Consider the following 23,552-nt stretch of genomic DNA (forward strand, 5'->3'; position numbering starts at 1 on the left):
ATTGGCGAATAATAGCCGCCCGCGGCAGGGGCACCCATATACAATCCTCTATTGTTGTTTATACTACTCAATAGTTATCAGCAGCGAACACGGACCGACATATTAAACCAGCGACGCAGCAAGGCGGGGGCCTGGATACACGCAAAGCGTTGAGCAGCAACGCGTGTGTACAACGAGCTCGCCCGACGCAATACACCCCGACCTCAGGAAGCCGCTTACAGCATGGATATCGCCAGCAATTACACCGAGACGCTCGAAAAGACCATCCGTGACCTTCTCGAGCGTCAGGACGATCTGATCAGGACTGCCTTTACCGACGAGCTCACCGGTCTTGGCAACCGCGGCGGCTTTACCCGTTCCCTCGAGGAAATCTGGGAGCAGGAATTGCCCGTAACCATGGCGTTTATCGACATCGATAACCTTAAGCACTGCAACGACATCTTTGGACACGACGAGGGCAACCGCTATATCTTGCAGGTGAGCCTCTATCTCAAGCTGTATATGAAGGTGGACGAGGCGGCATTTCGCCTGGGAGGCGACGAGTTTGCCATCCTGTCCACAATCGCGACCGAGGATGACCTTGCCGAACGTCTGGAGCACTGTCGAGAGGTCCTGCTCAAAAATAACGATTCCGAGATGCCTCACTCGTTTAGCTACGGAGTGTCACACGCCGACCCCGCCCTGGGCGAAGCCTCCAATCGCATGACGCTCGATGCCGACCATCGCATGTACGACTACAAGCTGCGCCATGCCGTGCACCTTGATCGACGCAATATCACGCAAGTCCACGCCGACGATTTCGAAGTAAGCGATCGCATTTTCGACGCCCTTTCGATGCTCAACGAAGGCCGCTATTTCTTTATCGAGAACCTGGACAAACATCGCACCCTTTGGTCACAAGGCGCTATGCGCGACCTTGGCCTTCCTTCGGAGCATATAGACAACTGCCACGATTACTGGAAAACGCGCGTCCATCCCGATGACCTCGAGGCCTATAGCGACGATATCGACCAGATCTATAACGGCTCCAAGCACCGTCGCGTCATGCAATACCGCGTACGCAACGCCGCCGGCGACTACGTTCTCTGCCGTGCTCGCGGGTTTCGTATCGACGGCGACGGAAATGTCCCCTCGCTCTATGTTGGCGAGCTCGTCAACCACTCGCTTGCCGAGACCGTCGACGCCGCCACGGGCCTTGGAACGCAGCGCATGTTGCTCAACGCTATCGATGCCTGCCGTCGCGACTGTTGCGAGACGGGGCTTATAGCGGTGCGCGTTCGCGGCACGACAAAGCTCAACGAGCTTTACGGAGCCGAGGCTGTCGACAACATGCTCGCCGAATACGCAGGCCGCATGTTGTCGATCACCCGTGGCAGGAGTCGCGTCTACCGCTCACGAAGCGTCCAGTTTGTCGTGCTCAGCAACGATTTGGACCATGAGGCGTTCGAGCAACTGGTCCATCATCTAAAAGAGGCCGTTTTCGCTCCCGTTCGAATCGCGGGCGATACCATTACTCCCGTCTGTCTTGTCGTCCCGGCCTTCTACGAGCGCCTAGCCAACCAAGCGACCGCCGTTTTAGGCGAACTCGACCGTCGCCTTCGCACGGCCGGCGGACTTGTTCCCAACGACAGCCTCCCCATACCCGAGATAGAGCGCAAAAGCGCCATCGCCGAGCGCATCGATATGCTCACGGGCCTCTGTCGACCCAGCGAGTTTATGCGACGCGCCAACGCATTTCTCCAGACAAGGCGCGACGGCGCTTGGTGTATCGCCACCGTCGACATGGGGCACATGCGACTGTTCAACGAATGGCACGGACAGGCCGAGGGCGACCGCATGCTCGCCGACGTGGGCACGGTCCTCAAGGATATCGAGAATGCCGACATGGGCGTCGCAGGATACTGGGGCCAAGACGACTTTTGCATACTCATCCCCTTTGAGCACGACACCGTCCATCAAATCTATAACAGCGTTCGCGAGGCCGTGGCCAAGCATGATGACGGCGTGGGTTTCTGGCCGTCCATGGGCGTCTACCCCATCGACTCCAACGAGGAAATCACTATCGATGCGCAGGCCAAGGCCATGTTTACCAATCGGCGTGCAAAAAACGACTTTAAGGAGCGCATTGCCATTTTCCGCCCCGAGGAGTACGAGCGCGAAATCTCGTTCCACCGCACGCTGACCGAATTCCAGTATGCGCTCTCAAACGGCCGCATTACCTACTACTTGCAGCCCCAGGTCGACATGGAAACCGGCGAGATCACTGGCGCCGAAGCGCTCACGCGCTGGATTGACAAGGATGGCTCCCTCATTTCACCCGTCACCTTTATCCCCGCTCTCGAGGAAAGCGGTTTTGTGGTGACGCTCGACAAATACGTTTGGCAGGGCGTTGCCTCGTGGCTGCGCGGGCGCATCGATCGAGGGCTTCGCGTGGTTCCGATCTCGCTCAACGTGTCGCGCGTGGATATCCTTGCCTGCGACGTTGCCGAGCATATGGGGGCACTCGCCGACCAATACAATCTGCCGCCCGAGCTCATGCGCATCGAGATCACCGAGACGGCTTATACGGGAGAGTCCGAAGCTGTGGATAAGCTGACGGCCGACCTGCACAACCGCGGCTTCTCGACCTACATGGACGATTTTGGCACCGGCCAGTCCACGCTCGCGATGCTCAAGAACGTCAACGTCGACGTCATCAAGCTCGACCGCACGTTTGTGCCCGTCGACGGCGATCAAGGCCGCAGCGTGCAAATCATTTCATCAATGCTCGAGATGGCGCAGTCGCTCCATCTGCCCGTTGTGATCGAAGGCATCGAGACAAATGAGCAGGCAAACATGCTACGCCAAATGGGCGCCCGCTACGCTCAGGGCTTCCTCTACTACCGTCCCATGCAGGCGGAGGATTTTGAGGCACTGCTCGACGGTGGCGACAGCAACTAATACGCTCGTGCGCAAACGCCACCGTCGAGGGAGCGTTTGTTCCCATGAGCTAACTAATACCCCAATCTAAACCGAATTGGGAGTAAGATACAAACCATTGTTCCATCCAAGGAGGTCATCCATCATGAACGAGTCGTATCGCCTGGGCGAGCAATCAATCATCGCTCATCTTCAGCGACTTGCGAACGGGGCCTCAACCACCGAGCTCGATGTTGCCGCGCTGCCCCCGGAGTTGCGTGCCATTGGTGAGCAACTGCAGAAAACGCTCGCCATCCTGCAACAAGAACGCGAGCTGCTTGAGCACGGCGCCTATATCGACTCGCTCACCAATCTTGGCAACCGTGGCGGGCTCGACCGCCATGTCGATCAGCTCTGGCGCAAAGGCACCCCCTTCACCTGTGCCTATATTGACATCGATCGCCTCAAGCATTGCAACGATAAGTTTGGCCACGCCGAGGGCAATCGCTACATTCTGAGCATCTGCCGCGCACTCACCGAGACCATGGAGCACGATGAGCTGCTGTTCCGTATCGGTGGAGACGAATTTGTACTTATATCCCCCACGACAGACGAAGCCGAGCTCGAGCAGCGCCTGGAGCGGACGCGTGCCAATCTTATCGAGGCAACATCGGACGGCAAGGCGCCCATGATCGCCAGCTTTAGTTTTGGCTGCTCGCGCGTCGACCCGCTTGCAGGCGATACGCGTCGCCAGATGACAAAGGACGCCGACCGCAAAATGTATCGCTACAAGCTCATGTACCGTGTGCAACAACCGGAAGAAGGCGATGCGCCGCAACGCCCGGTCACCGAACAACCCCCCCCCTGCAACGACCGAGTGTTCCAAGCGATCTCCATGAGCTCCGAGACACGCTATCCGTTCATCATTAACCTCGACACCGGCGAATCGCAATGGTCGGTTAATGCCGTGCGCGATTTTGACCTACCTTCCCAGCATCCCTACAACTCGCTCGATATATGGCTTGCCCGTGTTCACCCCGAGGACCGCGACAACGTACGTGCCGAGCTCGATATGGTGGTAAACGGCACGTGGCACTTCCACTGCATGCAGTATCGCGTCATGAATACCGCCGGAAAATACGCGCTTTGCGACTGCACGGGTTACCGCCTGGACGGCACCGATACCGAGCCCAACATGTATGTGGGCATTGTCACCAACCGAAGCTTGGCAGATACGACCGATTCCGTGACCGGTCTGGGCGATATCCACGCCCTGGTCAACGCCATTGGCGAGATGCGTCGCGTGGCACGAAACGCGGGCTTGATCGCCATTAAAATCGACGAAATCGCACAGGTCAATGCCCGCTTTGGCTTTGATGCAGGCGACCGCGTTTTGGCAGAAAGCGCCGCCTGCCTCATGGATTGCTCGCGCGGCAAGGGTCGTCTGTTCCGCTCGACCGGACCGATGTTCGTGGCGCTCTTTGACGAGCTTGATCCCGAAGAGACCGACGCGGTTGCAGACGAAATCGAACGGTTCTTGGGATCGCCCGTGCTCCTTGGCTCATTTGAATATCAGCCGCCCCTTCGCGTGGCAACGCTTCATCTGGACGCCGTCGACCGACAACCCGTTTCCATTTTGAACGAACTTAATGCGCTGATTAGAGAGGCGCCACAGGTACCGGGCACCAAGCTGGACTAGCGTTATGGGGCGCGATGCGAAACACAGCCCGTTTCGCATCGCGCCCCACGCCATCTGCCCGCTCGTGCGATAATCCTCCGCAGAAGTCACCGACAGCAGAGGGAGTTAGTGATGAAGGTTCTTTTGGTCAATGGCAGCCCCAAGGCAAACGGCAACACCGCCCGCGCACTCGCCGAGATTGCCGAGCAGCTCAACGCAGAGGGCATTGAGACGCAGGTGTTTCAGCTGGGCGCCAAGCCTATTCGCGATTGCATCGGGTGCGGCCAGTGCGGCAAGCTCGATTGCCGCTGCACCTTTGACGACGACATGGTCAACGAATTGATTGCAGCTGCCGAGCAGGCAGACGGCTTTGTCTTTGGTTCGCCCGTCTACTACGCGCACCCCAGCGGACGTATCCTCTCTGCCCTCGACCGTGCATTCTATGCCGGCAGCAAGGCCTTTGCGCACAAGCCGGGCGCCGCTGTCGCCGTTGCCCGTCGCGGTGGCACGTCGACCACCTTCGATGTGCTCAACAAATACTTCACCATCAACCAGATGCCCGTGGTGGCATCCACCTACTGGAACAACGTCTTTGGCGCCATGCCGGGCGAGGCCGCCCAGGACGCCGAAGGCCTTGCCACCATGCGAAACATCGGCAAAAACATGGCCTGGCTGCTGCGTTGCATCGAGGCGGGAAAGTCCGCCGGCATCGAAGCGCCCCAGGCCGATCGCGCTAGGACCAACTTCATCAGGTAGAACGGCGGAACCAAACAATGAACGTGCAGATCTTCGGTACCAAAAAGTCCTTCGATACCAAGAAGGCCCAGCGCTATTTTAAGGAGCGCCGCATTAAGGTGCAGTTTATCGACCTTAAGGAAAAGGAGATGAGCAAGGGCGAGCTCACGAGCGTGATGCAGGCGGTTGGCGGCATCGACAAGCTGCTCAACCCCAAAGCCAAGGACGAGGAGACGCTCGCACTCATCCAGCACCTCACCCCCAGCCAGCGTTTCGATAAGCTGCTCGAGAACCAGCAGGTTCTGGCCGAGCCCATCGTACGCAACGGCAAGAAGGCCACCGTCGGCTATTGTCCCGATGTGTGGGGAGCCTGGGAGTAGCCTGTGTTATTTGTCGGCGCGTGGGTATAAGAGCTGGCGTTTGGCATAAGATTCAACTGTAAGCCATGTCTAACAAAGGAGGGCACATGCCCAACAAACCCGTGAAGATCATCATGCTTACCGGCTACCTCGGTGCCGGCAAGACCACGCTGCTCAACCACATCCTCGCCAACGACGGCGGCATCCGCGCCGCCGTGATCGTCAACGATATCGGCGAGATCAACGTCGACGCTAGCCTTATCGCCGACGGCGGCCTTTCCGAGACCGACGACCTCATCCCGCTCACCAACGGCTGCATCTGCTGCACGCTTTCGGACGACCTGGCCAACCAGCTGCAGGGCATCGCCGATTCGGGCAAGTTCGACTACATCATCATCGAGGCCTCGGGTATTTGCGAGCCTATCCCCATCGCCTACACCATCTCGAGCTTCTGCGACGAGGCCAAGGTGGGCGGCGAGCCCAAGCTCGCGCTCGACAACATCGTGGCCGTGGTCGACTGCGCCCGCATGTACGACGAGTTCAACGGCGGTCGCGACCTGCTGGCCGAGGACATTGACGAGGATGACATCGAGAGCCTGCTCATCCAGCAGATCGAGTTTTGCTCCACGCTGATTCTTAATAAGACTGACACCGTCACCCCCGAGCAGATCGCAGAGCTCAAAGCCATCGTGCGCAGCCTGCAGAAGGACGCCGTGATTGTCGAGGCTCAAAACGGCGAGGTCCCCATGGAGGAGCTGCTCGATACCGACCGCTTCGACTTTATGCGCGCCTACAACTCCGCCGCTTGGATCGAGGCCATGGAGCATCCCGAGGAGCACGACGACCCCGAGGTGCTCGAGTACGACATCGAGACCTTTGTGTACTCGCGCCGCAAGCCGTTTGACCTGCAGAAGTTCACCGATTTTGTTGAGCAGGAGTGGCCCGACGAGGTCATTCGCGTCAAGGGCCCGCTGTGGCAGACCGGCAATCCGGACATGTGCTACATGTTTGAGCAGGCCGGCCACCAGATGCGCCTAATGGAGAACGGTCTGTTTGTCGATTCTGCGCCCGAGGGCGAGAAGCAGAAGATTATCGACGAGAACCCCGAGATCATGCAGATTTGGGACGACGAGACGGGCGACCGCATGACGAGCCTGTGCATCATCGGGCGTCACATGGACAAGGACGCGCTCATCGCCGCCCTCGATGCCTGCCTGACCGACTGGCACCGCGCCTAGGTTATCAAAGCGGGCGTTTTCCGCCCACGTAACCGCCTAACCACCACGAAGGTGCCTGTCCCCTTCGTGGTGGTTTTTCATTCTGAGCCAAGGAGATTCATGTTCAATATCGTGCTGTATGCACCCGAGATTCCGGCCAATACGGGCAATATCGGCCGCACCTGCGTGGTTACTGGCGCCCGCCTGCATCTGGTAGAGCCGCTGGGCTTTTCGCTCGACGACAAGACGGTGCGTCGCGCCGGCCTGAGCTACTGGCAAAACTTGGACGTGACGACCTATGCCAGCTGGGAGGATTTCCTTGTGCGCAACGACCTCTCCCCTGCCGACGAGCGCCTGCATCTGCTGACCAAAAAGGCGCGCCGCACCTATGCGCAAAGCACCTACCGCGACGCTGACTATCTGGTCTTTGGCAGCGAGAGCTCGGGGATTCCCGAAGACCTGCTTGCTGCGGCGCCCGCGCGCTGCGAGCGCATCCCGATGCTGCGCGATTGCGACTCACTCGATAACGCCGAGGCTTGGGAAGCCCACGAGGAGGCGCTCGGACATACCGAGGACAGCCACGAAGCCATCCTTCGGCAGGATATCTGCGGCAACTTTATCGACCCGGCCGACTACCGCATTAGTGCACTCAACCTCTCCAACAGCGCCGCCATCGTCCTCTACGAGGCCCTGCGCCAGACAGACTTCCCCGGCATGTGACAAAGGGACTGTCCCTTTGTCACATTGATGCACCAAATAACGAGCCGTCGCTTTTAATCAGAATTAACTAGAATAAAATGGAGTTAAACGGCGATGTGAAAGGAGAGCCTTGTGGAATATCTCGAGAACCCGTTTACCCCCAGTTTTGGTGAGGTTCCTGCCCATCTCGCCGGCAGACAACAGATTATTCGGGATTTGGACCGTGCCTTCTTGAGCCAGCGTAGACGCCCGGAATTGACCTCGATCTTCTCAGGCGCGCGTGGAACCGGTAAAACCGCTCTCATGTCATCCCTCGCGACAAGGGCAGAATCCCACGGCTGGATAGCCGTAAAGACGACCGCGCTCTCGGGAATGCTTGAGGAAATCGAGTTCGGGGCGAAACGTGCTGCAGGCCATCTCATCAACCCGTCTAACAACTTCGAAGTCACCGGTCTCGGAATCGCGCCGCTCGGCAGTATCGAGGTCAATCGCGTTCACGATGCCTCGACTTGGCGTTATCGCATGAGCGACATCATCGACCAGCTCAACGAAACGGGCACCGGTCTGCTCGTCACGGTTGATGAGGTCGACCCGACGCTCGACGAGATGATCCAGCTCGCAGCCACGTATCAGCACTTTGTGACCGATGGGAAACGCGTCGCTCTACTCATGGCGGGACTTCCCAACAACGTCTCGACGTTGCTGAACCACAAGACGGTCTCGTTCCTTCGTCGCGCCCAGCAATATCATCTGGGGCGTATCGCCGACTACGATGTACGCGAGGCCTTGATCCGAACGATCCAGGAAAACGACCGTCTGGCGGATGCCGAGGGAATCGATAAGGCCGTTCGCTCGATTTCGGGCTTTCCTTTCCTTTTGCAGCTTGTGGGCTACCGCGCCTGGGATCTCACGAGCAACTCGAGGGAAATATCATCTCGCGACTTTGACCAGGGAATCAAAATCGCACGCGACGAAATGGACGACCGGATCCTCGCAGCGACCTATCGGGAACTCACTGCGGAGGACAAGCGTTTTCTCATCGCCATGCTCGATGACGAGGAAGAGTCCACCACCGCTGACCTTGTCGAGCGCCTTAAGCGTTCGCCGCAACAGGTCTCCCGCTACCGACGCCGCATGATAGACGCCGGCATCATTGGAGAACGCGGGCGCGGAATCGTCGCTTTTGAATTACCGTTCTTCCGCGACTATCTCGCCGCTCAATGCGTGAAATAGGCATCGGATGTGACAAAGGGACTGTCCCTTTGTCACATTCTGCTAGAGGTAATGGCCAGTGATGCTTGCGGAGCAGGCAGCGATGTCGCCCGGCGTACCGGTGCAGACGATTTGCCCGCCCGCGTCGCCGCCACCCGGACCCATGTCGATCACGTAATCGGCGTTACGGATAAGGTCGAGGTCGTGTTCGATCACGATAACCGTGGCGCCCTTGGCAACGAGTCCGTCAAACACACTCAGCAGCACCTGAACATCGAGCGGATGCAGGCCGATCGTGGGCTCGTCGAACACGAATACGGCATCGTCCTGCACGCGGCCCATCTCGCTTGCAAGCTTAAGTCGCTGCGCCTCGCCGCCCGAGAGCGCCGGCGTGGGCTCGCCAAGTGTCAGGTAGCCCAGACCCAGGCCATGCAAGGTCTGCAGGCGCGCCTGAACTTTCTTGAGTCCCACCGTGGCGTCGAGGGCCTCGTCCACACTCATGTCCATGAGCTGCGGCAACGTGAGCAGACTGCCGTCCTTGCCCTCGCGATGAATATGCGAGGCTGCGTCTGCATAACGCGAGCCACGGCATGCAGGACAGACAATCTCGACATCGGGCAAAAACTGCACGTCGAGCGATATCGAGCCCGTGCCATCGCACGTGGGGCAGCGCAAAGCGCCAGTGTTGTAGCTAAAGGCACCCGCCTTATACCCTGACGCCTTGGCCTCGGGCGTACGGGCGAAGGCGCGGCGCAGCTCATCATGGATGTCGGCATAGGTCGCTACCGTCGAGCGTACGTTGGCGCCGATGGGCGTGGCGTCAATCAGGTTGGCGCGCGCGATGCCCTCGGCATCGACCCAACGCACGTGCCTTGGCAGGCGCTCACCGGCTGCCTGTGCCTTGAGCGCCGGGATGAGCGTCTCGAGCACCAGTGTCGTCTTGCCCGAACCCGAAACACCCGTCACCGCGACAAGGCGGCCGCGCGGGATATCGACTTCGAGTGGTTTGACGGTATGGATGGCATCGGTCGCCATGCGGATATGGCCTAGGTCGAACATTTCGTCGTCAGCCACCTGCGGGCGCAGACGCTTGGGGTCCGAGCGCAAGAACGGCGCGATGCGGCTGCCCTGCGATTGTTCGACCTCGTCTACCGTACCGGCGGCGATTACATGGCCGCCGCCTGCTCCCGCAACGGGGCCCATCTCGACCAGATAGTCGGCTTCTGCCAGCACGCGCGTGTCGTGGTCGACAACAACCACGGTATTGCCATCGACCACCAGATCGCGCATTACGCCTACCAAGCCGTCGACGTTCGCGGGATGTAAGCCAATCGAAGGCTCGTCCAGCACATACAGCACGCCCGTCGATCGGTTGCGGACCACGCGGGCAAGCTGTACGCGCTGGCGCTCACCCGTGGAGAGCGTGGCGCCGGCGCGGTCGAGCGAAAGGTAGTCGAGACCCAGATCGACCAGGCGACGGGCCGTACTCAAAAACGAATCGCAGATGTCCCCGGCCATGGGCCGCATCTCGGTCGGCAAGGATGCGGGCACCCCGCGCACCCACTCAATCGCCTCGCCCAGCGTCATGGCTGCCGCCTGCGCCAGATTGATACCGCGCACCTGGGGCTGGCGCGCGGCGTCGGAAAGACGCGTACCGCCGCAATCGCGACACGGCCCCTCGCACAAAAAGCGCGCAACGCGCTTGAGCCCCTTATCGTCCTTAACCTTGGCGAGCGCATTCTCGACGGTATAGACGGCGTTGTAATAGGTAAAGTCGAGCGGCGTGGCGCCCTCGCCGTTTTTGGGAACGTAGAGAATGTGCTTCTTGACTGCCGGGCCATGGAACACGATGTCGCGCTCTTGAGGCGTGAGCTGGTTAAACGGCACGTCGGTACGCACGCCCATCTCGCCGGCCACCTGCTTCATCAGGTCCCACATGAGCGTGCCCCAGGGAAGCACCGCGCCCTCGTTGATGGTCTTTGACTCGTCGGGCACCAGGCTCGCCTCGTCCACCTCGCGCATAATGCCGGTGCCGCCGCAGGTGGGACACGCGCCGCCGCTGTTAAAGGCAAGGTCCTCGGCCCCCGGCGCATAGAACTCACGGCCGCATGAGGGGCACGTGAGCGACAGGCCCGCGGCCACGTTAAGGCTCGGCTCCACGCGCGCCCCGCAATGCGGGCACACGTGATGGGCGCAGCGGCTAAAGAGCAGGCGCAGACTGTTGTTGAGCTCGGTCATGGTGCCAAAGGTCGAGCGCACGCCTGGCACACTAGGACGCTGATGCAATGCGAGCGCCGCCGGCACGTGCAGCACCTCGTCCACCTGTGCGTGCTCGGCCTGCGTCAGACGACGGCGGGTATAGGTGCTGAGCGCCTCCAGATAACGACGCGAGCCCTCGGCATACAGAACCCCCAGCGCCAGCGAGCTCTTGCCCGAACCCGACACGCCGGCAATGCCCACGAGCCTTCCCAGCGGAATATCGATATCGATGTCCTTGAGGTTATGGACGCGCGCACCACGTACCTCGATAGCACTCGGCTGTTGCGACACCGTCATCGCTCCCCTTCCTGTTGATCGAATGTGACAAAGGGACTGTCCCTTTGTCCTTTACTCGTGCCATAAAACACGATCTCGAATGTACTCGCCCAGCATGGGCACGGTAAAACGGACGAGGCCGTATCCGGCGGCCTCGATGACGCGCTCGCGAATCAGGCTTGCGCGGTATTTGCTCGCCCAGCTCTGGGTGCGGTCGCAGCGCTCAATGATATCCGCCATACGCGTCGGCTTGCCCTCGTCAACCGCCATGGCCTCGATAAAGAGACGCTGTGGGGTGCGCAGCCCGTAATACAGAGGCGCGTCAACCGCTTCGTAGAACTCGGAGACGGCATCCGCATGGCCATCCTCGACATCGCGCCTTTCAATGACTTGCGAGCCACGCCGGACAGCAGACCGCCATATGTAATATCCCACCAGCTGAACCATATAGGGATGCCCCATGCTCTTGCGCGCCGCAAGGTCCGCGGTCTCCGCATCAATATAAAAACCAGCGCGCTTGATCGTCTGGATATACGAATCGCGCACCTGGGGCAAAGAAATCGCCCCCAACGTACGCTGCTGGGCACGTCGCAAAAACGTCACGCTCGGCTCTTCGAGCAAATCGTCAACCATGCTGGGCAAGCCGGCAAAGACCAGCGCAAGACCGCGTTGCTCGCTATCGGGCAAGCCCGTGGCATCCTGATCTCCGAGCACCTGCTGATAGAGAACGGCGAGAGCCGCCAGTTCCTCGATAGACGCAGATTGAGCCTCGTCAATCGCAAACAGGATGCCCTTACCTGGACCGAGTTTCTTGAGACGTTCGTTGACCAGCCCCCGCAACGTCTCGCCTTTTGCCCGCGCCGCCTCAACCGACATTCGGCCAAATGACGGACCAAACTCCATCGACGTCACAACGGGTTTATTCGAGCGAAGCGCGTCGGCCAAGCGGTCGCATAAACCAAGCGAAGCGGAATCGGAGACAACCGCCCATCCGCGCTCACTGGCGAGACGCTGCAGCTCCCGCAGGAGAACTGTTTTGCCACAGCCGCGGTTTCCTGTAATGAGCATGAGTCTGCCCGGCGCTCCGGCACCGTTATCGAGCCCTTCCTCAAAATCTTCGATGACCGACTCGCGACCGATGAGTATCGGAGGTCGCTTACCAGCCGTTGGCTTAAAGGGATTTGGATTCATGTCGGCCTCCTCGGATTGGCAAACGCTGGTAATAGTTATACCAACTTATACCGAGTTATACCAACTGAATGTGACAAAGGGACTGTCCCTTTGTCACATGTGGCCGAAAAACTCGGCGTCGGCGGGGCGATAGGGGCGGAAGGTGGCGGGATCGCCGTTTACGTGTGCCACAGCGGATACGTCGTACCATTTGACCGTATAGCCGGCGCCGTGGGCGCAAAAGACCGAATCGGGCGTGTTGGGCAGATCGGCCTCGGGCTCGTAGGCGGCCGCCTCGATGACGCGCTCGGCATCATGGCAAGCCGCATAACCGGCGAACTCCAGGTACAGATGTCCGCGGCCGCTCGTGTAGGCAGCCACCTCCAGCGCGTAATCCTGCACCTCGGATGCCGGCACGCGGCCCACAAGCTTCGCCCGGTCACCCGTCATTGCCGGCGGCTCGTACTCGGCACCCATGCGCGTGGCATCCGAAAGCGCCCTGCCCACGCACTCCCCCGGCACCTCGAGCTCAAAGCGATACCACGGCTCCAACAGCACCGCCGCGCCGGCCTCGCGCGCCTGCATCAAACCCTGGCGAATCGCGCGGTATGTTGCCTGACGAAAGTCACCGCCCTCGGTGTGTTTGGCATGCGCGCGGCCGCCCGTGAGCGTAATGCGCACATCGGTGATGGGCGAGCCGGTCAACACGCCCAGGTGGTCGCGCTCCATGGCGTTGGTGAGTGCCAGACGCTGCCAGTTAAGGTCGAGCTCGTCGGTCGAGGTCACGGTGCCAAACTGCACGCCCGAACCTACTGGCAACGGCTCCAGGCGCAGGTGCACCTCGGCGTAATGGCGCAGCGGCTCAAAGTGGCCCACACCCTCGACCGGCTGCGAGATAGTCTCCTTATAGAGAATGCCGCCGGGCTCAAACTCGACCGCAAGGCCAAAACGATCGGCCAGCACGCGCTGCACGACCTCGAGCTGCACGGTGCCCATCAACTGCAGGTGAATCTGCTCAAGATGCGTATTCCAGCTTACGCCGAGCATGGGATCTTCGTCCGCCAACTCAGTCAATGCTTTGAACACCGTATGGACGTCGTGTTCGCCCGGCAGCACCGTATAGGTGAGGACTGGCGCAATGACGGGCGCATCGCCCGCGGACTCCGCGCCCAGGGCGTCCCCTGGGCGAACGTGCGCAAGACCCGTCACGGCGCAGATGCCGCCAGCGGCAACTTCCTGGGCAAGCTCGTACTTCTCTCCGTTATAGATGCGCACCTGATCGACCTTTTGCTCCCATGCCTCGGCGCCGGAACGTCCGTCAATCATCTGTTTGGCATGCAGTGTGCCGCCGGTCACTTTAACCCAAGCCAAGCGCTCGCCACGAACACCTCGGCTGACGCGATAGACGCGCGCGGCGAACTCCGGGGCCCACGCCTGTTCACGCATCAGCGTGCACATGCCATCCAGCAGCTCGCCCACGCCCTGGTCCTTGAGCGCCGAGCCGGCAAAGCAGGGAAAGAGCTTGCGCTCGACAACCATGCGCGACAGCGTTGCGACAGAAAGCTCGCCCGTCTCAAGAAACTCATCGAGCGCCGCCTCGTCCAACGCAGCAGCGTCCTCCTGAACGGCACCACCCGCCAACAGTTCGTTGGCATCCAGGCAGCCCTCGGAAAGACGCTGCCCAAGCTGTGTCAGCAAAACATCGCGGCCAGGATTCTCCAAATCGATCTTGTTGATGAAGATGAACGTCGGGATGTCATAACGTGCAAGCAGGCGCCACAGGGTTTCGGTGTGCCCCTGCACGCCATCGTTGGCGCCCACAACCAAAATCGCGTAGTCGAGCGCGCGCAATGTGCGCTCTGCCTCGGCCGAAAAATCCACGTGACCGGGGGCGTCCACAAGCATGACGTGGGTATCTCCGTGGTCGAGCACGGCCTGCGACGAGAAAATCGTGATGCCGCGCTCGCGTTCGATAGCGCTGGTATCCAGGTGCGAGTCGCCGTCGTCCACACGGCCGCGCTTGCGAATGCGACCTGCGTTGAACAGCATGGCCTCGGCCAGCGTAGTCTTGCCGGCATCGACATGCGCCAAGATTCCAACGACCGCTTGCTTCGACATGGCTCTCCTCTTATTGCAAGCCCATCGCACGTGGCAACGGGCACCCTCGTTCCACACTGGATGATACAATTTACGGGCCGGCGGGCGAAGCGGGCCCTATCCCCCGACCGAGCTCATCGCCCCGCGTTGCCGCGCGGCGATTTTCGTAGGTTCGCGCCTTACGAAAGCCGGCACCTCCCCTAACAGCGCAGCGACCAAAAATGGCCCCACCCGGGGCCATTTTCATGTACATGGATTGTTGATACGCGTCCCCGCTCTTATGCCTCGCGCAGCCAATCGAACGCGACGCGCGGCGTGCCGTCCGACACATACACGACGCCGGCGCGCTCGAACCCCGCCTTCATGCTCGCGCCCTGCATGGGCAGGTTGTCCGCGTGCGTATCGATACGCAGATGGTCGGCGCGCTCCTTGGCAAAGGCAAACATCGCAGCCGCGATACCGTGCACGGTGCCGTCGGACGCCACGCGGTGCAGTACGGCGTACGGAGTGTCGCTACGCCACTGGCCGTCCTCGATGACGTCGTAGCACTCGTCCAGGCCCGGCAAAAAGGCAAACGTCGCCACCACGCGACCGTCGACTTCGCACACATAGCTGCCACCGGCGGCGATATCGGCAGCCAGCTGCTCGGCAGAAGGCGTGCCCTCGGGCCACTGCGTGGCGTTGCCATGCGCACGCATAAAGGCGCGGGCCGCGTCATAGATAGCCATGACGGCGGGAATGTCGGTATCGAGGGTTTTTCTGATCATCACGCGGCGACCTCACGTTTATTGGTATCACTTTGATTGAGCAATGATACCAACGTTTTGAGAAGGGCGCGAAGCAGATGGGTAGCAAAAAGCGAGCCGCCTGGTCAAAAGCCAAAAGCGAGTTTTTAGGCGCTGCCACGGGCGGCGATATGAGCGACCTGTTTGCACGCGAAGACGTGCGCCGCGACGCACTAGACGCCGAGCGCGATGAAGCCTGGCGCTACAAGTCGTGCGAGCGCAAAAACCGTTACGACACGCGCGCCGAGGCCGAGGCAGTTATGGCCGACTGCGAAAACCGCGGACGGCGCGGTTTGGCCTGCTACAAATGCGAATACTGCGGCGGATGGCACCTGACGTCGCACCCTTGGAAATAGGCGCCACTTCGGCACGGCACTGACGGAGCGCCAGCTATCGCGCGCAAGCTACGGGCGCGGCGGCACCAAAATATCGTAACGAACGGCCTTGCCCGCAAGTTGATAGCTCGGCTTAACGCCGGCAAGCAGCGGTCCCTTTACCGGCCGCTTGATAACGACCTTGCGCGGGCGCGCCGCAAGCGCAGCTTTAACCAGCGTCTCCTCATCGGCACACGGCTGTTCCAAATGGTGCAAGAGTTGGAACTTCTTTTTCACCGCCGCGCTCTTGGTGCGCTCGGGAAACATGGGGTCCAGATACACCACGTCGGGAGCGGCAAGCTCGCCCTGCCCGATCAGCTCAGCTGTATGGCGAAGGCCGGCAATGCTGTCCTCGCCCGCATGTAAGTGCATGCGCGCCACGGCGGCCGCAAGCGCCGAATCATCTGCCGCGCGATCCAGGGCATCCTGGAGCAGCGCCGCGATCACGCAGTCCTGTTCATACAGATCGACGGTAAAGCCCGCTGCCGCCAGCAGCAGCGAATCCTCGCCAAAGCCTGCCGTGGCGTCAATCGCCCATGGTTGCTCGATGCCTTTTGTGCGCGCAGCCTTCACCAGTAGCTCTTGCTGCAGACGGCCCTGCTTGAGCCGTGGAAGCATGCGGCCAAAATCGGCACGCAACTCCATCGCACCGTCGGTGAGCGTGAGGCCCTCGGGCTTCCCGATCAGCTCAAGCCCCGCGGCCCGAGCAACAGAAAAGGGATCGACGACGCCCATGGGTACTCCTTAGCAAGCAAAGCGGATACGTGAGCGCCGCATGTGTCGGCACCCAATCGTCCGCTATTGTCCCACATGCGACATGGCCCACAGCATCCCAATGCAAAGCACCGCCATCAATCCCGTGCACACGGCAGCGATCACAGAATCGCTCATGCGCCTTCCCAACGATTGCGGCTCGCGCGCCTGCCCTGTTCCGTACATCATGGCTCCTCCTTAGACCAACTCCTTGTTACATCCTCATCATCGCAGCGCCGCACATGAGCTGCCATCGATTTGACTTACGTCCAGCTTTCCTTTTTGAAAGGTTGAGGTGCGCAGGCCTAAAGCGCTTTCAGACGCATGCGCCGCCGCGTTGAACTACAATGTGCTTCACCATATGTGCAGCACAGGGGGTACGCCAGATCGGCCGTACTCGTATCGAAAGGATCCAGCCATGAGCTACGCTCGCAAGACACTCAAAATCCTTGCCCTCATTTACTTTGTTTTGGGTATCGCCAGCCTCGTCATCGCCGGCGTCGGCATCGCCCGAGGCAGTCTCGATTCCACGTACGGGCCGAACGCCATGCTCGCCGCGGCCGTACTTGTCATCAAGGGTCTTGTCGATCTTGCCGCAGGTGTTGCGGGCATCAAGGGCGCCAACAAGCCTTCGCAGGTGGATGGCGCGTTTAAGCTCGGCATCGTCGCCGCAATCGCCACGATTGCGCAGGCCGTGCTCACGCTTCCCGCGTTTGGCGGCGACGCCATCAACTTTGGCGCCTTTGTCATCGTGGTGTACGACCTGTTCTTTGTTCAGCAGGCGCACGCCGTCAAGGCCGAGAACAAGGACCGCCTGTAAGCGCTCGCTTCTCATAGCCTCTGCAGCCAAGCAACTAAAAAGGGCCGATCGCACATCTCCGCGGTCGGCCCTTTGCATTTGCCCAGATAAAACCTGCCAAAATAAACCTGTCCCTTTTTGGTAGGTTAGTGGCGGTACTCGGCGATGATGAAGTCGATGTCGGTTTGAAGGGTGTCCAGGTTTGCCAGGCGCTCTTTGTCGGCGGGGCGCGTGCGGTAGTAGTACGGCGTCATCTGGAACACCGCCTCGATATCGGCCTGCGTCTGGAGCGTAATGCTCGCAGACACCCGTTGCGTTCCCACCAACTCCAGCTCGGTCGTCTTCGGCAGCTTCTCGTCGTTGAGATATGGCGTGTCGTAGAGCACCTCCTTGAGCCCAAACAGATGCCGAGCACCCGGCACCACGGTGTAGAGCGAGCCCTCGGGTGCCAGCACGCGGGCAAACTCGCGCTCGTTAAAGGGGGCAAAGAGCTCGGTCACCATATCGAAGGCATCATCGGCCACGGGGATATCCTTCATATTGGCCACGAAATAGGTCGCATCGCCGCGCTTGGCAGCAAGGCGAACCATCTCTTTGCCCAGGTCGAAACCGTAAGCATCCACGCCCGGTACCGCGCCCATGGCGCTGGTGTAGTAGCCCTCGCCACAGCAAATATCGAGCAAGGTCAGCTGCTTGCCCGTAGACACCCCGTGCTCTGCCGCCCACTCGTGCACCAGCTCGACCATCGCATCGCGCAGCGGCGCATAGTATCCACGGTTCAGAAAGTCGCGACGGCTGCGCGCCTGCGACTTGGGATCGCCCATGGAGTCACCGCTCTTGGACGAGCGCAGCAGATACAGATAGCCTTCGCGCGCACGGTCAAACCGGTGTCCGCCCGCGCATGCAGCACCGCGCTCGTCGTCCACCAACGGCTTATGGCAAACGGGACACAACAACATGGCAACTCCTTAGCGCGGACAACACAACGCCCACCATTGTCGCACGCCTTCCCCACCTAGTCATTGGGGACGTTCTTGAATGACTAGTCGTTTAAGAACGTCCCCAACGACTAGCCAGGAGTGTCCCCAGCTGCCGGCAGAAAAGGAACGTCCCTAAGTGCCGCAATGAGTGCTGCGACGCGCTCAGAATGGCAGCGTAGCGGTGGTATCATGCAAACATTCTAGGGCGCGATCTAATCGATCCGGACCAAGATGCCGCCCGCTCGGGCAGCCTTCGGCTGTTCCGCACCAGGACGGCTTACGCCAACAATCGACGCACTACCCGAAATGGACTTGCAAAGCATGTATGAGCAGTTCTGTATACGGGCAGGCCGCCTTCGGTTCGGGAGGAAAAGGGTCGCATGAAGAAGAAACAACTGTGCATCGCTTTTGCACTGCTTGCTGCCATGGTGCTGGGTGTATCCCTGCTGAGCGGCTGCGCCGAAAAAGGCACCAAATCGCAGGAGGCGCAGGAGAATAAAGAAACCATTCAGGTATACCTGTGGACAACCAGCCTGTACGAGAAGTACGCCCCCTATGTGCAGGCACAGCTGCCGGACGTAAACATTGAGTTTATCGTCGGCAACAACGATTTGGACTTTTATAAGTTCTTGCAGCAAAACGGCGGCTTGCCGGACATTATTACCTGCTGCCGTTTCTCCCTGCACGATGCTGCCCCCTTAAAGGACTGCCTGATGGACCTTTCCACCACCAACGAGGCAGGCGCCATCTACAACACCTACCTCAACAACTTTAAAAATGAGGACGGTAGCGTAAACTGGCTGCCCGTATGCGCCGATGCCCACGGTTTCGTGGTCAACCGCGACCTTTTTGAGCAGTACGACATTCCGCTGCCCACCGACTACGCCAGCTTTGTCGCGGCCTGCAAAGCCTTTGAGAAAGTGGGCATTCGCGGCTTTACTGCCGATTATCAGTACGATTACACCTGCATGGAAACGCTGCAGGGGCTTTCCGCCGCCGAGCTTACGACCACGGAGGGGCGCAAGTGGCGCACCGCCTACAGCGACCCCGCCAACAACACCCGTGTCGGGCTGGACGACACCGTATGGCCGGGTGGCTTCGAGCGCATGGAGCAGTTCATTCAGGACACGGGTCTGACCGCGGCGGATTTAGAGCTCAATTACGACGACGTGACCGAGATGTTCGGCAACGGGCAGCTTGCCATGTACTTTGGCAGCTCTGCCGGCGTAAAGATGTTCCAGGAGCAGGGCATCGACGCAACCTTTTTACCGTTCTTTAGCCAAAACGGCGAAAAGTGGCTGATGACCACACCCTACTTCCAGGTGGCACTGAACCACGATTTGGAGCAGGACGACGCGCGCCGCGAAAAGGCAATGCAGGTTTTGCACGTTATGATGTCGCAGGACGCACAGGAGCAGATCCTCGCGGACGGGCAGGACCTGCTCAGCTACAGCCAGGACGTCGACTACCGCCTGACCGACACCACGAAGGACGTGCGCTCCGTGGTGGAAGAAAACCATATGTATATTCGCATTGCCTCCAACGATTTCTTTGCCACCTCGCAGGACGTGGTTTCCAAGATGATTATGGGCGAATATGACGCCGCGCAAGCCTATAGCGCGTTTGATGCCAGCCTTTTGGCAGAGCAGGCGCCCGACACAGGCGATATTGTGCTGAGCAACAAAAAGACTTACTCCAACGTGTTCCACAAAGATGGCGGCAATGCTTCTTTCTCGGTTATGGCAAACACACTGCGCGGCATATACGGCACCGATGTGCTGGTGGCGGCCGCCAACAGCTTTACCGGCAGTGTGCTGCAGGCGGACTACACCCAAACAACGGCGTCGGCCATGATCATGCCCAACGGTCTTTTGTCGTACCAACGCACCATGACGGGCGCCGAGCTAAAGGACACCCTGCGCGCCTTTGTGGAAGGGTGCGAGGGCGGCTTTACCCCGTTCAACCGCGGCTCTCTGCCGGTGGTCAGCGGTATTGCCGTGCAGGTAAAAAAGAACGACGGCAGCTACAAGCTCACCGGCGTTACCCGCAACGGAAAGCCCCTGCAAGACAATGACACCGTTACCGTGACCTGCCTGGCGACGGAAAAGCAGATGACGCCGCTGCTGCAGGACAAAACCCACGCGTTTGAGCGCGGAGAGGATACGGTCAAAAACCTCTGGAGCAAGGCACTTTCCGACGGCAGCGTGGCGCTCGCCGCGCCGGAAAGCTACATTACGTTGGGGTAGGCGACGTGGAAGTAGATAAGCGTAAAACCAAAAGAACATGGCACGTGCCGCGCAAAGGGCTGTCCGCTGCCGCCGTTGTGCTGACGATTACGTGTTTTGTTTTCCTTGGCGTGCAGTACCTTTCATTTGTGTCCAAGACCGTTTATGAAGAAAGCACCTCGCATTTAGAGGAAGTTCTGCATAAATCTAACAACATGCTGAGAAAGATCGCCGACCAAAACATCTCCTACCTGCATTTGTGGAACGGCTTCCTGGAGACCACCCCCGATGACGACGGGATTCAGGCGTTTCTGGAATCCGCAAAGCAGGAGCTTGGCTTTGCCGAATTCTACTTTCTTTCGTATGACGGCAACTATATGACACCGCGCGGGGAAACGGGCTATCTTGGCCTGCAGAGCAACCTCGACGAGAAGCTTGCCGATCAGAACGACATTGTATTAAACGCGGTCTTGCCCGGGCAGGATCCGACGCTGGTGTTTATCTGCCCCGAAACAAAGGGCGTCTACCGCGGCTTTGCCTACGATGCCATTGCCATCAGCCATCGCAATGACGCTGTGATGAAATCCGTGGACGATTCGGCGTTTGGCGGAACCGCCAGCACCTATGTCGTCTACCCGGATGGGCAGGTCGTGATCGAAAATATCGCAGAGGGCGAGCAATCCATCTATAACCTGCTTGCGGTCCTGCGCGAGCATTCCAACCTCAGCGAAGCGCAGGTGCAAGATCTTGCCAATGATTTTGCAAAAGGTGCCGACGGAAACCGCGAGGTAGAGCTGGGCGACACAAAATACTATCTGGCGTACGAAAGCGCCGACATCCAGGACTGGACCTTGGTGGAGCTTGTCCCCGTGGATGTCGTCAATGCCGCTATGAATCAGCTTTGGCTGAGAACGGTACAAATAGTAGTGGGCATTGGAGGCGGACTTTCGCTCATGACCATTCTGCAGGTTATTAGCAGGGGTCGCATCAAACTGCGCCGCAAGAATACCGAAATCTTGTACCGCGAAGAGCTGTTCCGGAAGCTATCCCAGAACGTGGACGATGTCTTTTTGATGCTAGATGCAAAAACCTACAAGGCAGATTATATTAGCCCGAACATGGAACGCTTGCTGGGTCTGACGCAGGAGAGCGTGCGCGAAAATGTCGGTACGCTGGCCATGCTGCACCCGAAGGATACCGTCGAACCTGTCGAAAACTATCTGGCGGGGCTTGCCGGCGGCGAGCAACGCGAATGGGATATGGAATATACCCATCAGCAAACGGGGGAACGACGCTGGTTCCATGTGGTTGCTATGGGCAGTGAGGTCGAGGGACAAACCAAGTACATTCTGGTTTTATCTGACCGCACCGCCGATAAGCAGGTGAATCAAGCACTTGCGGATGCCGTTGCCGCCGCCGAAAACGCCAACCGCGCCAAGAGCACCTTCCTTTCCAGCATGTCCCACGATATCCGCACGCCTATGAACGCCATCATCGGCTTTACCACGCTGGCGGTCAGCCATCTGGACGATAAGGAGCGCGTGAAGGACTACCTTGCCAAGACCCTTGCCTCCAGCAACCATCTGCTCTCGCTCATCAATGACATCTTGGATATGAGCCGTATCGAAAGCGGAAAAATACAGCTGGACGAAACCGAGGTCAATCTCTCCGATGTGCTGCACGATATTAAAACCATCGTCAGCGGGCAGATTTACGCAAAGCAACTGGAATTGTATATGGACGCGATAGACGTTACCGACGAGGACGTCTATTGCGACAAGACCAGGCTCAACCAGGTCTTGATGAACCTTTTGTCCAATGCCATCAAGTTCACCCCCGCGGGCGGCACGATATCGGTGCGGGTGCGCCAGCTTGCCGGTAAGGTCGGCGGATGCGGGCAGTATGAATTCCGCGTCAAGGACAGCGGTATCGGTATGGACCCGGATTTTGCCAAAAAGGTATTTGAACCCTTTGAGCGCGAGCGCTCCTCCACGGTAAGCAGAATACAGGGTGCCGGGCTGGGTATGGCCATCACCAAAAACATCGTAGATATGATGGGCGGCACCATTGAGGTACAGTCCGCGCCGGAAAAAGGCTCTGAATTTATCGTCCGTGTTCCGCTGCGCGCCCAGACAGAACGCCGTAGGGAGGTAAAAATCGTCGAGCTGGAAGGACTGAAGGCGCTGGTGGTTGACGACGATTTCAACACCTGCGACAGCGTGACCAAGATGCTGGTCAAGGTGGGGATGCGCGCCCAATGGACGCTTTCTGGTAAGGAAGCCGTGCTGCGCGCACGGCAGTCCCTCGAGATGGGCGATACCTTTAAGGCCTATATCATCGACTGGCGCCTGCCGGATATGAATGGCATTGAGGTAACCCGCCAGATTCGCGCACTGAACGACGATACGCCCATTATTATCCTGACCGCCTATGACTGGTCTGACATTGAGGTGGAGGCAAAGGCAGCCGGTGTCACGGCGTTCTGTTCCAAGCCGATGTTTATGTCCGACTTGCGCGACACGCTGATGACCGTCATCGGGCAGGAACAGGCGAAAGAGGAGCAGAGCATATTGCCCCAAAATGCCACCGACCTCAAGGGCATGCATGTTCTGCTTGTCGAGGATAACGAGCTGAACCGCGAGATTGCCGAGGAGATCATGAAGGCCTACGGCCTTGAGGTCGACACCGCCGAAAACGGCGCTATCGCCGTGGATAAAGTCAGCGCTGCAGCGCCCGGGCAGTACGATTTGGTGCTGATGGACGTGCAGATGCCCATCACGGACGGCTACACCGCCACCCGCCGCATCCGCGAACTGGAAAACCCCGCGTTGGCAGGCGTCCCCATTCTTGCCATGACGGCAAACGCCTTTGATGAGGACCGCCGCAACGCCTTGGAAAGCGGCATGAACGGCTTTTTGTCCAAGCCCATTGTGATTGCCGACCTTGTACAGGAGATGCGCAAGATCAGGTAGCTCAACGACTGCCCGATAGGAGTATCATCGTCTGCGCAAATAAGCACGAAAGAGCATAGTAGAG

The 23,552-nt window shown here is 59.4% G+C and carries 18 protein-coding genes; 11 read left to right on the forward strand and 7 right to left on the reverse strand.

Annotated features, from left to right (window positions below; genetic code table 11):
• Nucleotides 1-222: 222 nt before the first annotated feature.
• The 7 genes from DXD39_RS08245 (at nt 223) to DXD39_RS08275 (ending at nt 8,819) form a co-directional block, all read left to right on the forward strand.
• Nucleotides 223-2,940, forward strand: a complete 2,718-nt coding sequence (locus tag DXD39_RS08245; RefSeq protein WP_117803765.1) for an EAL domain-containing protein — start codon at nt 223-225, stop codon at nt 2,938-2,940.
• A 124-nt stretch (nt 2,941-3,064) separates the two neighbouring features.
• Complete coding sequence (locus DXD39_RS08250) at nt 3,065-4,597, forward strand: diguanylate cyclase domain-containing protein (protein WP_117803766.1); 1,533 nt, start codon at nt 3,065-3,067, stop codon at nt 4,595-4,597.
• A 111-nt stretch (nt 4,598-4,708) separates the two neighbouring features.
• Entirely contained in the window at nt 4,709-5,332 is a 624-nt protein-coding gene (locus tag DXD39_RS08255; RefSeq protein ID WP_117803767.1) for a flavodoxin family protein, read from the forward strand.
• A gap of 17 nt (nt 5,333-5,349) precedes the next feature.
• A complete protein-coding gene (locus DXD39_RS08260; protein WP_055252194.1) occupies nt 5,350-5,691 on the forward strand; it encodes an arsenate reductase family protein in 342 nt (113 codons plus the stop codon).
• An 86-nt stretch (nt 5,692-5,777) separates the two neighbouring features.
• Nucleotides 5,778-6,908, forward strand: coding sequence for a GTP-binding protein (locus tag DXD39_RS08265; RefSeq protein WP_117803768.1), 1,131 nt, complete (start codon nt 5,778-5,780; stop codon nt 6,906-6,908).
• A 99-nt stretch (nt 6,909-7,007) separates the two neighbouring features.
• Nucleotides 7,008-7,607: a tRNA (cytidine(34)-2'-O)-methyltransferase gene (locus DXD39_RS08270; protein ID WP_117803769.1), complete on the forward strand. Its 600-nt coding sequence runs from the start codon at nt 7,008-7,010 to the stop codon at nt 7,605-7,607.
• Nucleotides 7,608-7,718: 111 nt separating this feature from the next.
• Nucleotides 7,719-8,819: an AAA family ATPase gene (locus tag DXD39_RS08275; protein ID WP_117803770.1), complete on the forward strand. Its 1,101-nt coding sequence runs from the start codon at nt 7,719-7,721 to the stop codon at nt 8,817-8,819.
• 42 nt (nt 8,820-8,861) lie between these two features.
• Here the strand turns inward: DXD39_RS08275 and DXD39_RS08280 are convergent, their stop codons facing one another.
• The 4 genes from DXD39_RS08280 to DXD39_RS08295 form a co-directional block, all read right to left on the reverse strand.
• Entirely contained in the window at nt 8,862-11,354 is a 2,493-nt protein-coding gene (locus tag DXD39_RS08280) for an excinuclease ABC subunit UvrA (RefSeq protein WP_117803771.1), read from the reverse strand.
• A gap of 51 nt (nt 11,355-11,405) precedes the next feature.
• Nucleotides 11,406-12,524: an AAA family ATPase gene (locus tag DXD39_RS08285; protein WP_117803772.1), complete on the reverse strand. Its 1,119-nt coding sequence runs from the start codon at nt 12,522-12,524 to the stop codon at nt 11,406-11,408.
• Between the two features lie 93 nt (nt 12,525-12,617).
• On the reverse strand, nt 12,618-14,621 hold the full coding sequence (locus DXD39_RS08290; protein WP_117803773.1) for a translation factor GTPase family protein: 2,004 nt from the start codon (nt 14,619-14,621) through the stop codon (nt 12,618-12,620).
• Between the two features lie 257 nt (nt 14,622-14,878).
• Nucleotides 14,879-15,367: an N-acetyltransferase gene (locus DXD39_RS08295; protein WP_117803774.1), complete on the reverse strand. Its 489-nt coding sequence runs from the start codon at nt 15,365-15,367 to the stop codon at nt 14,879-14,881.
• A gap of 77 nt (nt 15,368-15,444) precedes the next feature.
• Here DXD39_RS08295 and DXD39_RS08300 point away from each other — a divergent pair, with 77 nt between their 5' ends.
• Nucleotides 15,445-15,741 (forward strand): hypothetical protein, encoded by a 297-nt coding sequence (locus DXD39_RS08300; RefSeq protein ID WP_117629603.1) that lies wholly within the window; start codon nt 15,445-15,447, stop codon nt 15,739-15,741.
• Nucleotides 15,742-15,789: 48 nt separating this feature from the next.
• On the opposite strand, the gene DXD39_RS08305 is transcribed toward DXD39_RS08300, so the two are convergent.
• Both DXD39_RS08305 and DXD39_RS10190 read right to left on the reverse strand, forming a co-directional pair.
• Nucleotides 15,790-16,494 carry a class I SAM-dependent methyltransferase gene (locus tag DXD39_RS08305; RefSeq protein ID WP_117629602.1) on the reverse strand — a complete coding sequence of 235 codons (705 nt, stop codon included), beginning with the start codon at nt 16,492-16,494 and terminating at the stop codon, nt 15,790-15,792.
• Nucleotides 16,495-16,557: 63 nt separating this feature from the next.
• On the reverse strand, nt 16,558-16,701 hold the full coding sequence (locus tag DXD39_RS10190) for a hypothetical protein (RefSeq protein WP_158549061.1): 144 nt from the start codon (nt 16,699-16,701) through the stop codon (nt 16,558-16,560).
• 229 nt (nt 16,702-16,930) lie between these two features.
• Between DXD39_RS10190 and DXD39_RS08310 the strand changes: the two genes are divergently transcribed.
• On the forward strand, nt 16,931-17,332 hold the full coding sequence (locus DXD39_RS08310) for a hypothetical protein (protein ID WP_117629601.1): 402 nt from the start codon (nt 16,931-16,933) through the stop codon (nt 17,330-17,332).
• A 125-nt stretch (nt 17,333-17,457) separates the two neighbouring features.
• On the opposite strand, the gene DXD39_RS08315 is transcribed toward DXD39_RS08310, so the two are convergent.
• Nucleotides 17,458-18,270, reverse strand: coding sequence for a putative RNA methyltransferase (locus DXD39_RS08315; protein ID WP_117803775.1), 813 nt, complete (start codon nt 18,268-18,270; stop codon nt 17,458-17,460).
• A 401-nt stretch (nt 18,271-18,671) separates the two neighbouring features.
• Here DXD39_RS08315 and DXD39_RS08320 point away from each other — a divergent pair, with 401 nt between their 5' ends.
• Together DXD39_RS08320 and DXD39_RS08325 are read left to right on the forward strand one after the other, a co-directional pair.
• Nucleotides 18,672-20,537, forward strand: coding sequence for an ABC transporter substrate-binding protein (locus DXD39_RS08320; RefSeq protein WP_117803776.1), 1,866 nt, complete (start codon nt 18,672-18,674; stop codon nt 20,535-20,537).
• A 5-nt stretch (nt 20,538-20,542) separates the two neighbouring features.
• Nucleotides 20,543-23,488, forward strand: coding sequence for a response regulator (locus DXD39_RS08325; protein WP_199572159.1), 2,946 nt, complete (start codon nt 20,543-20,545; stop codon nt 23,486-23,488).
• Nucleotides 23,489-23,552 lie beyond the last annotated feature (64 nt).

This window comes from Collinsella sp. TM04-29, from assembly GCF_003466565.1.
GTDB lineage: Bacteria > Actinomycetota > Coriobacteriia > Coriobacteriales > Coriobacteriaceae > Collinsella.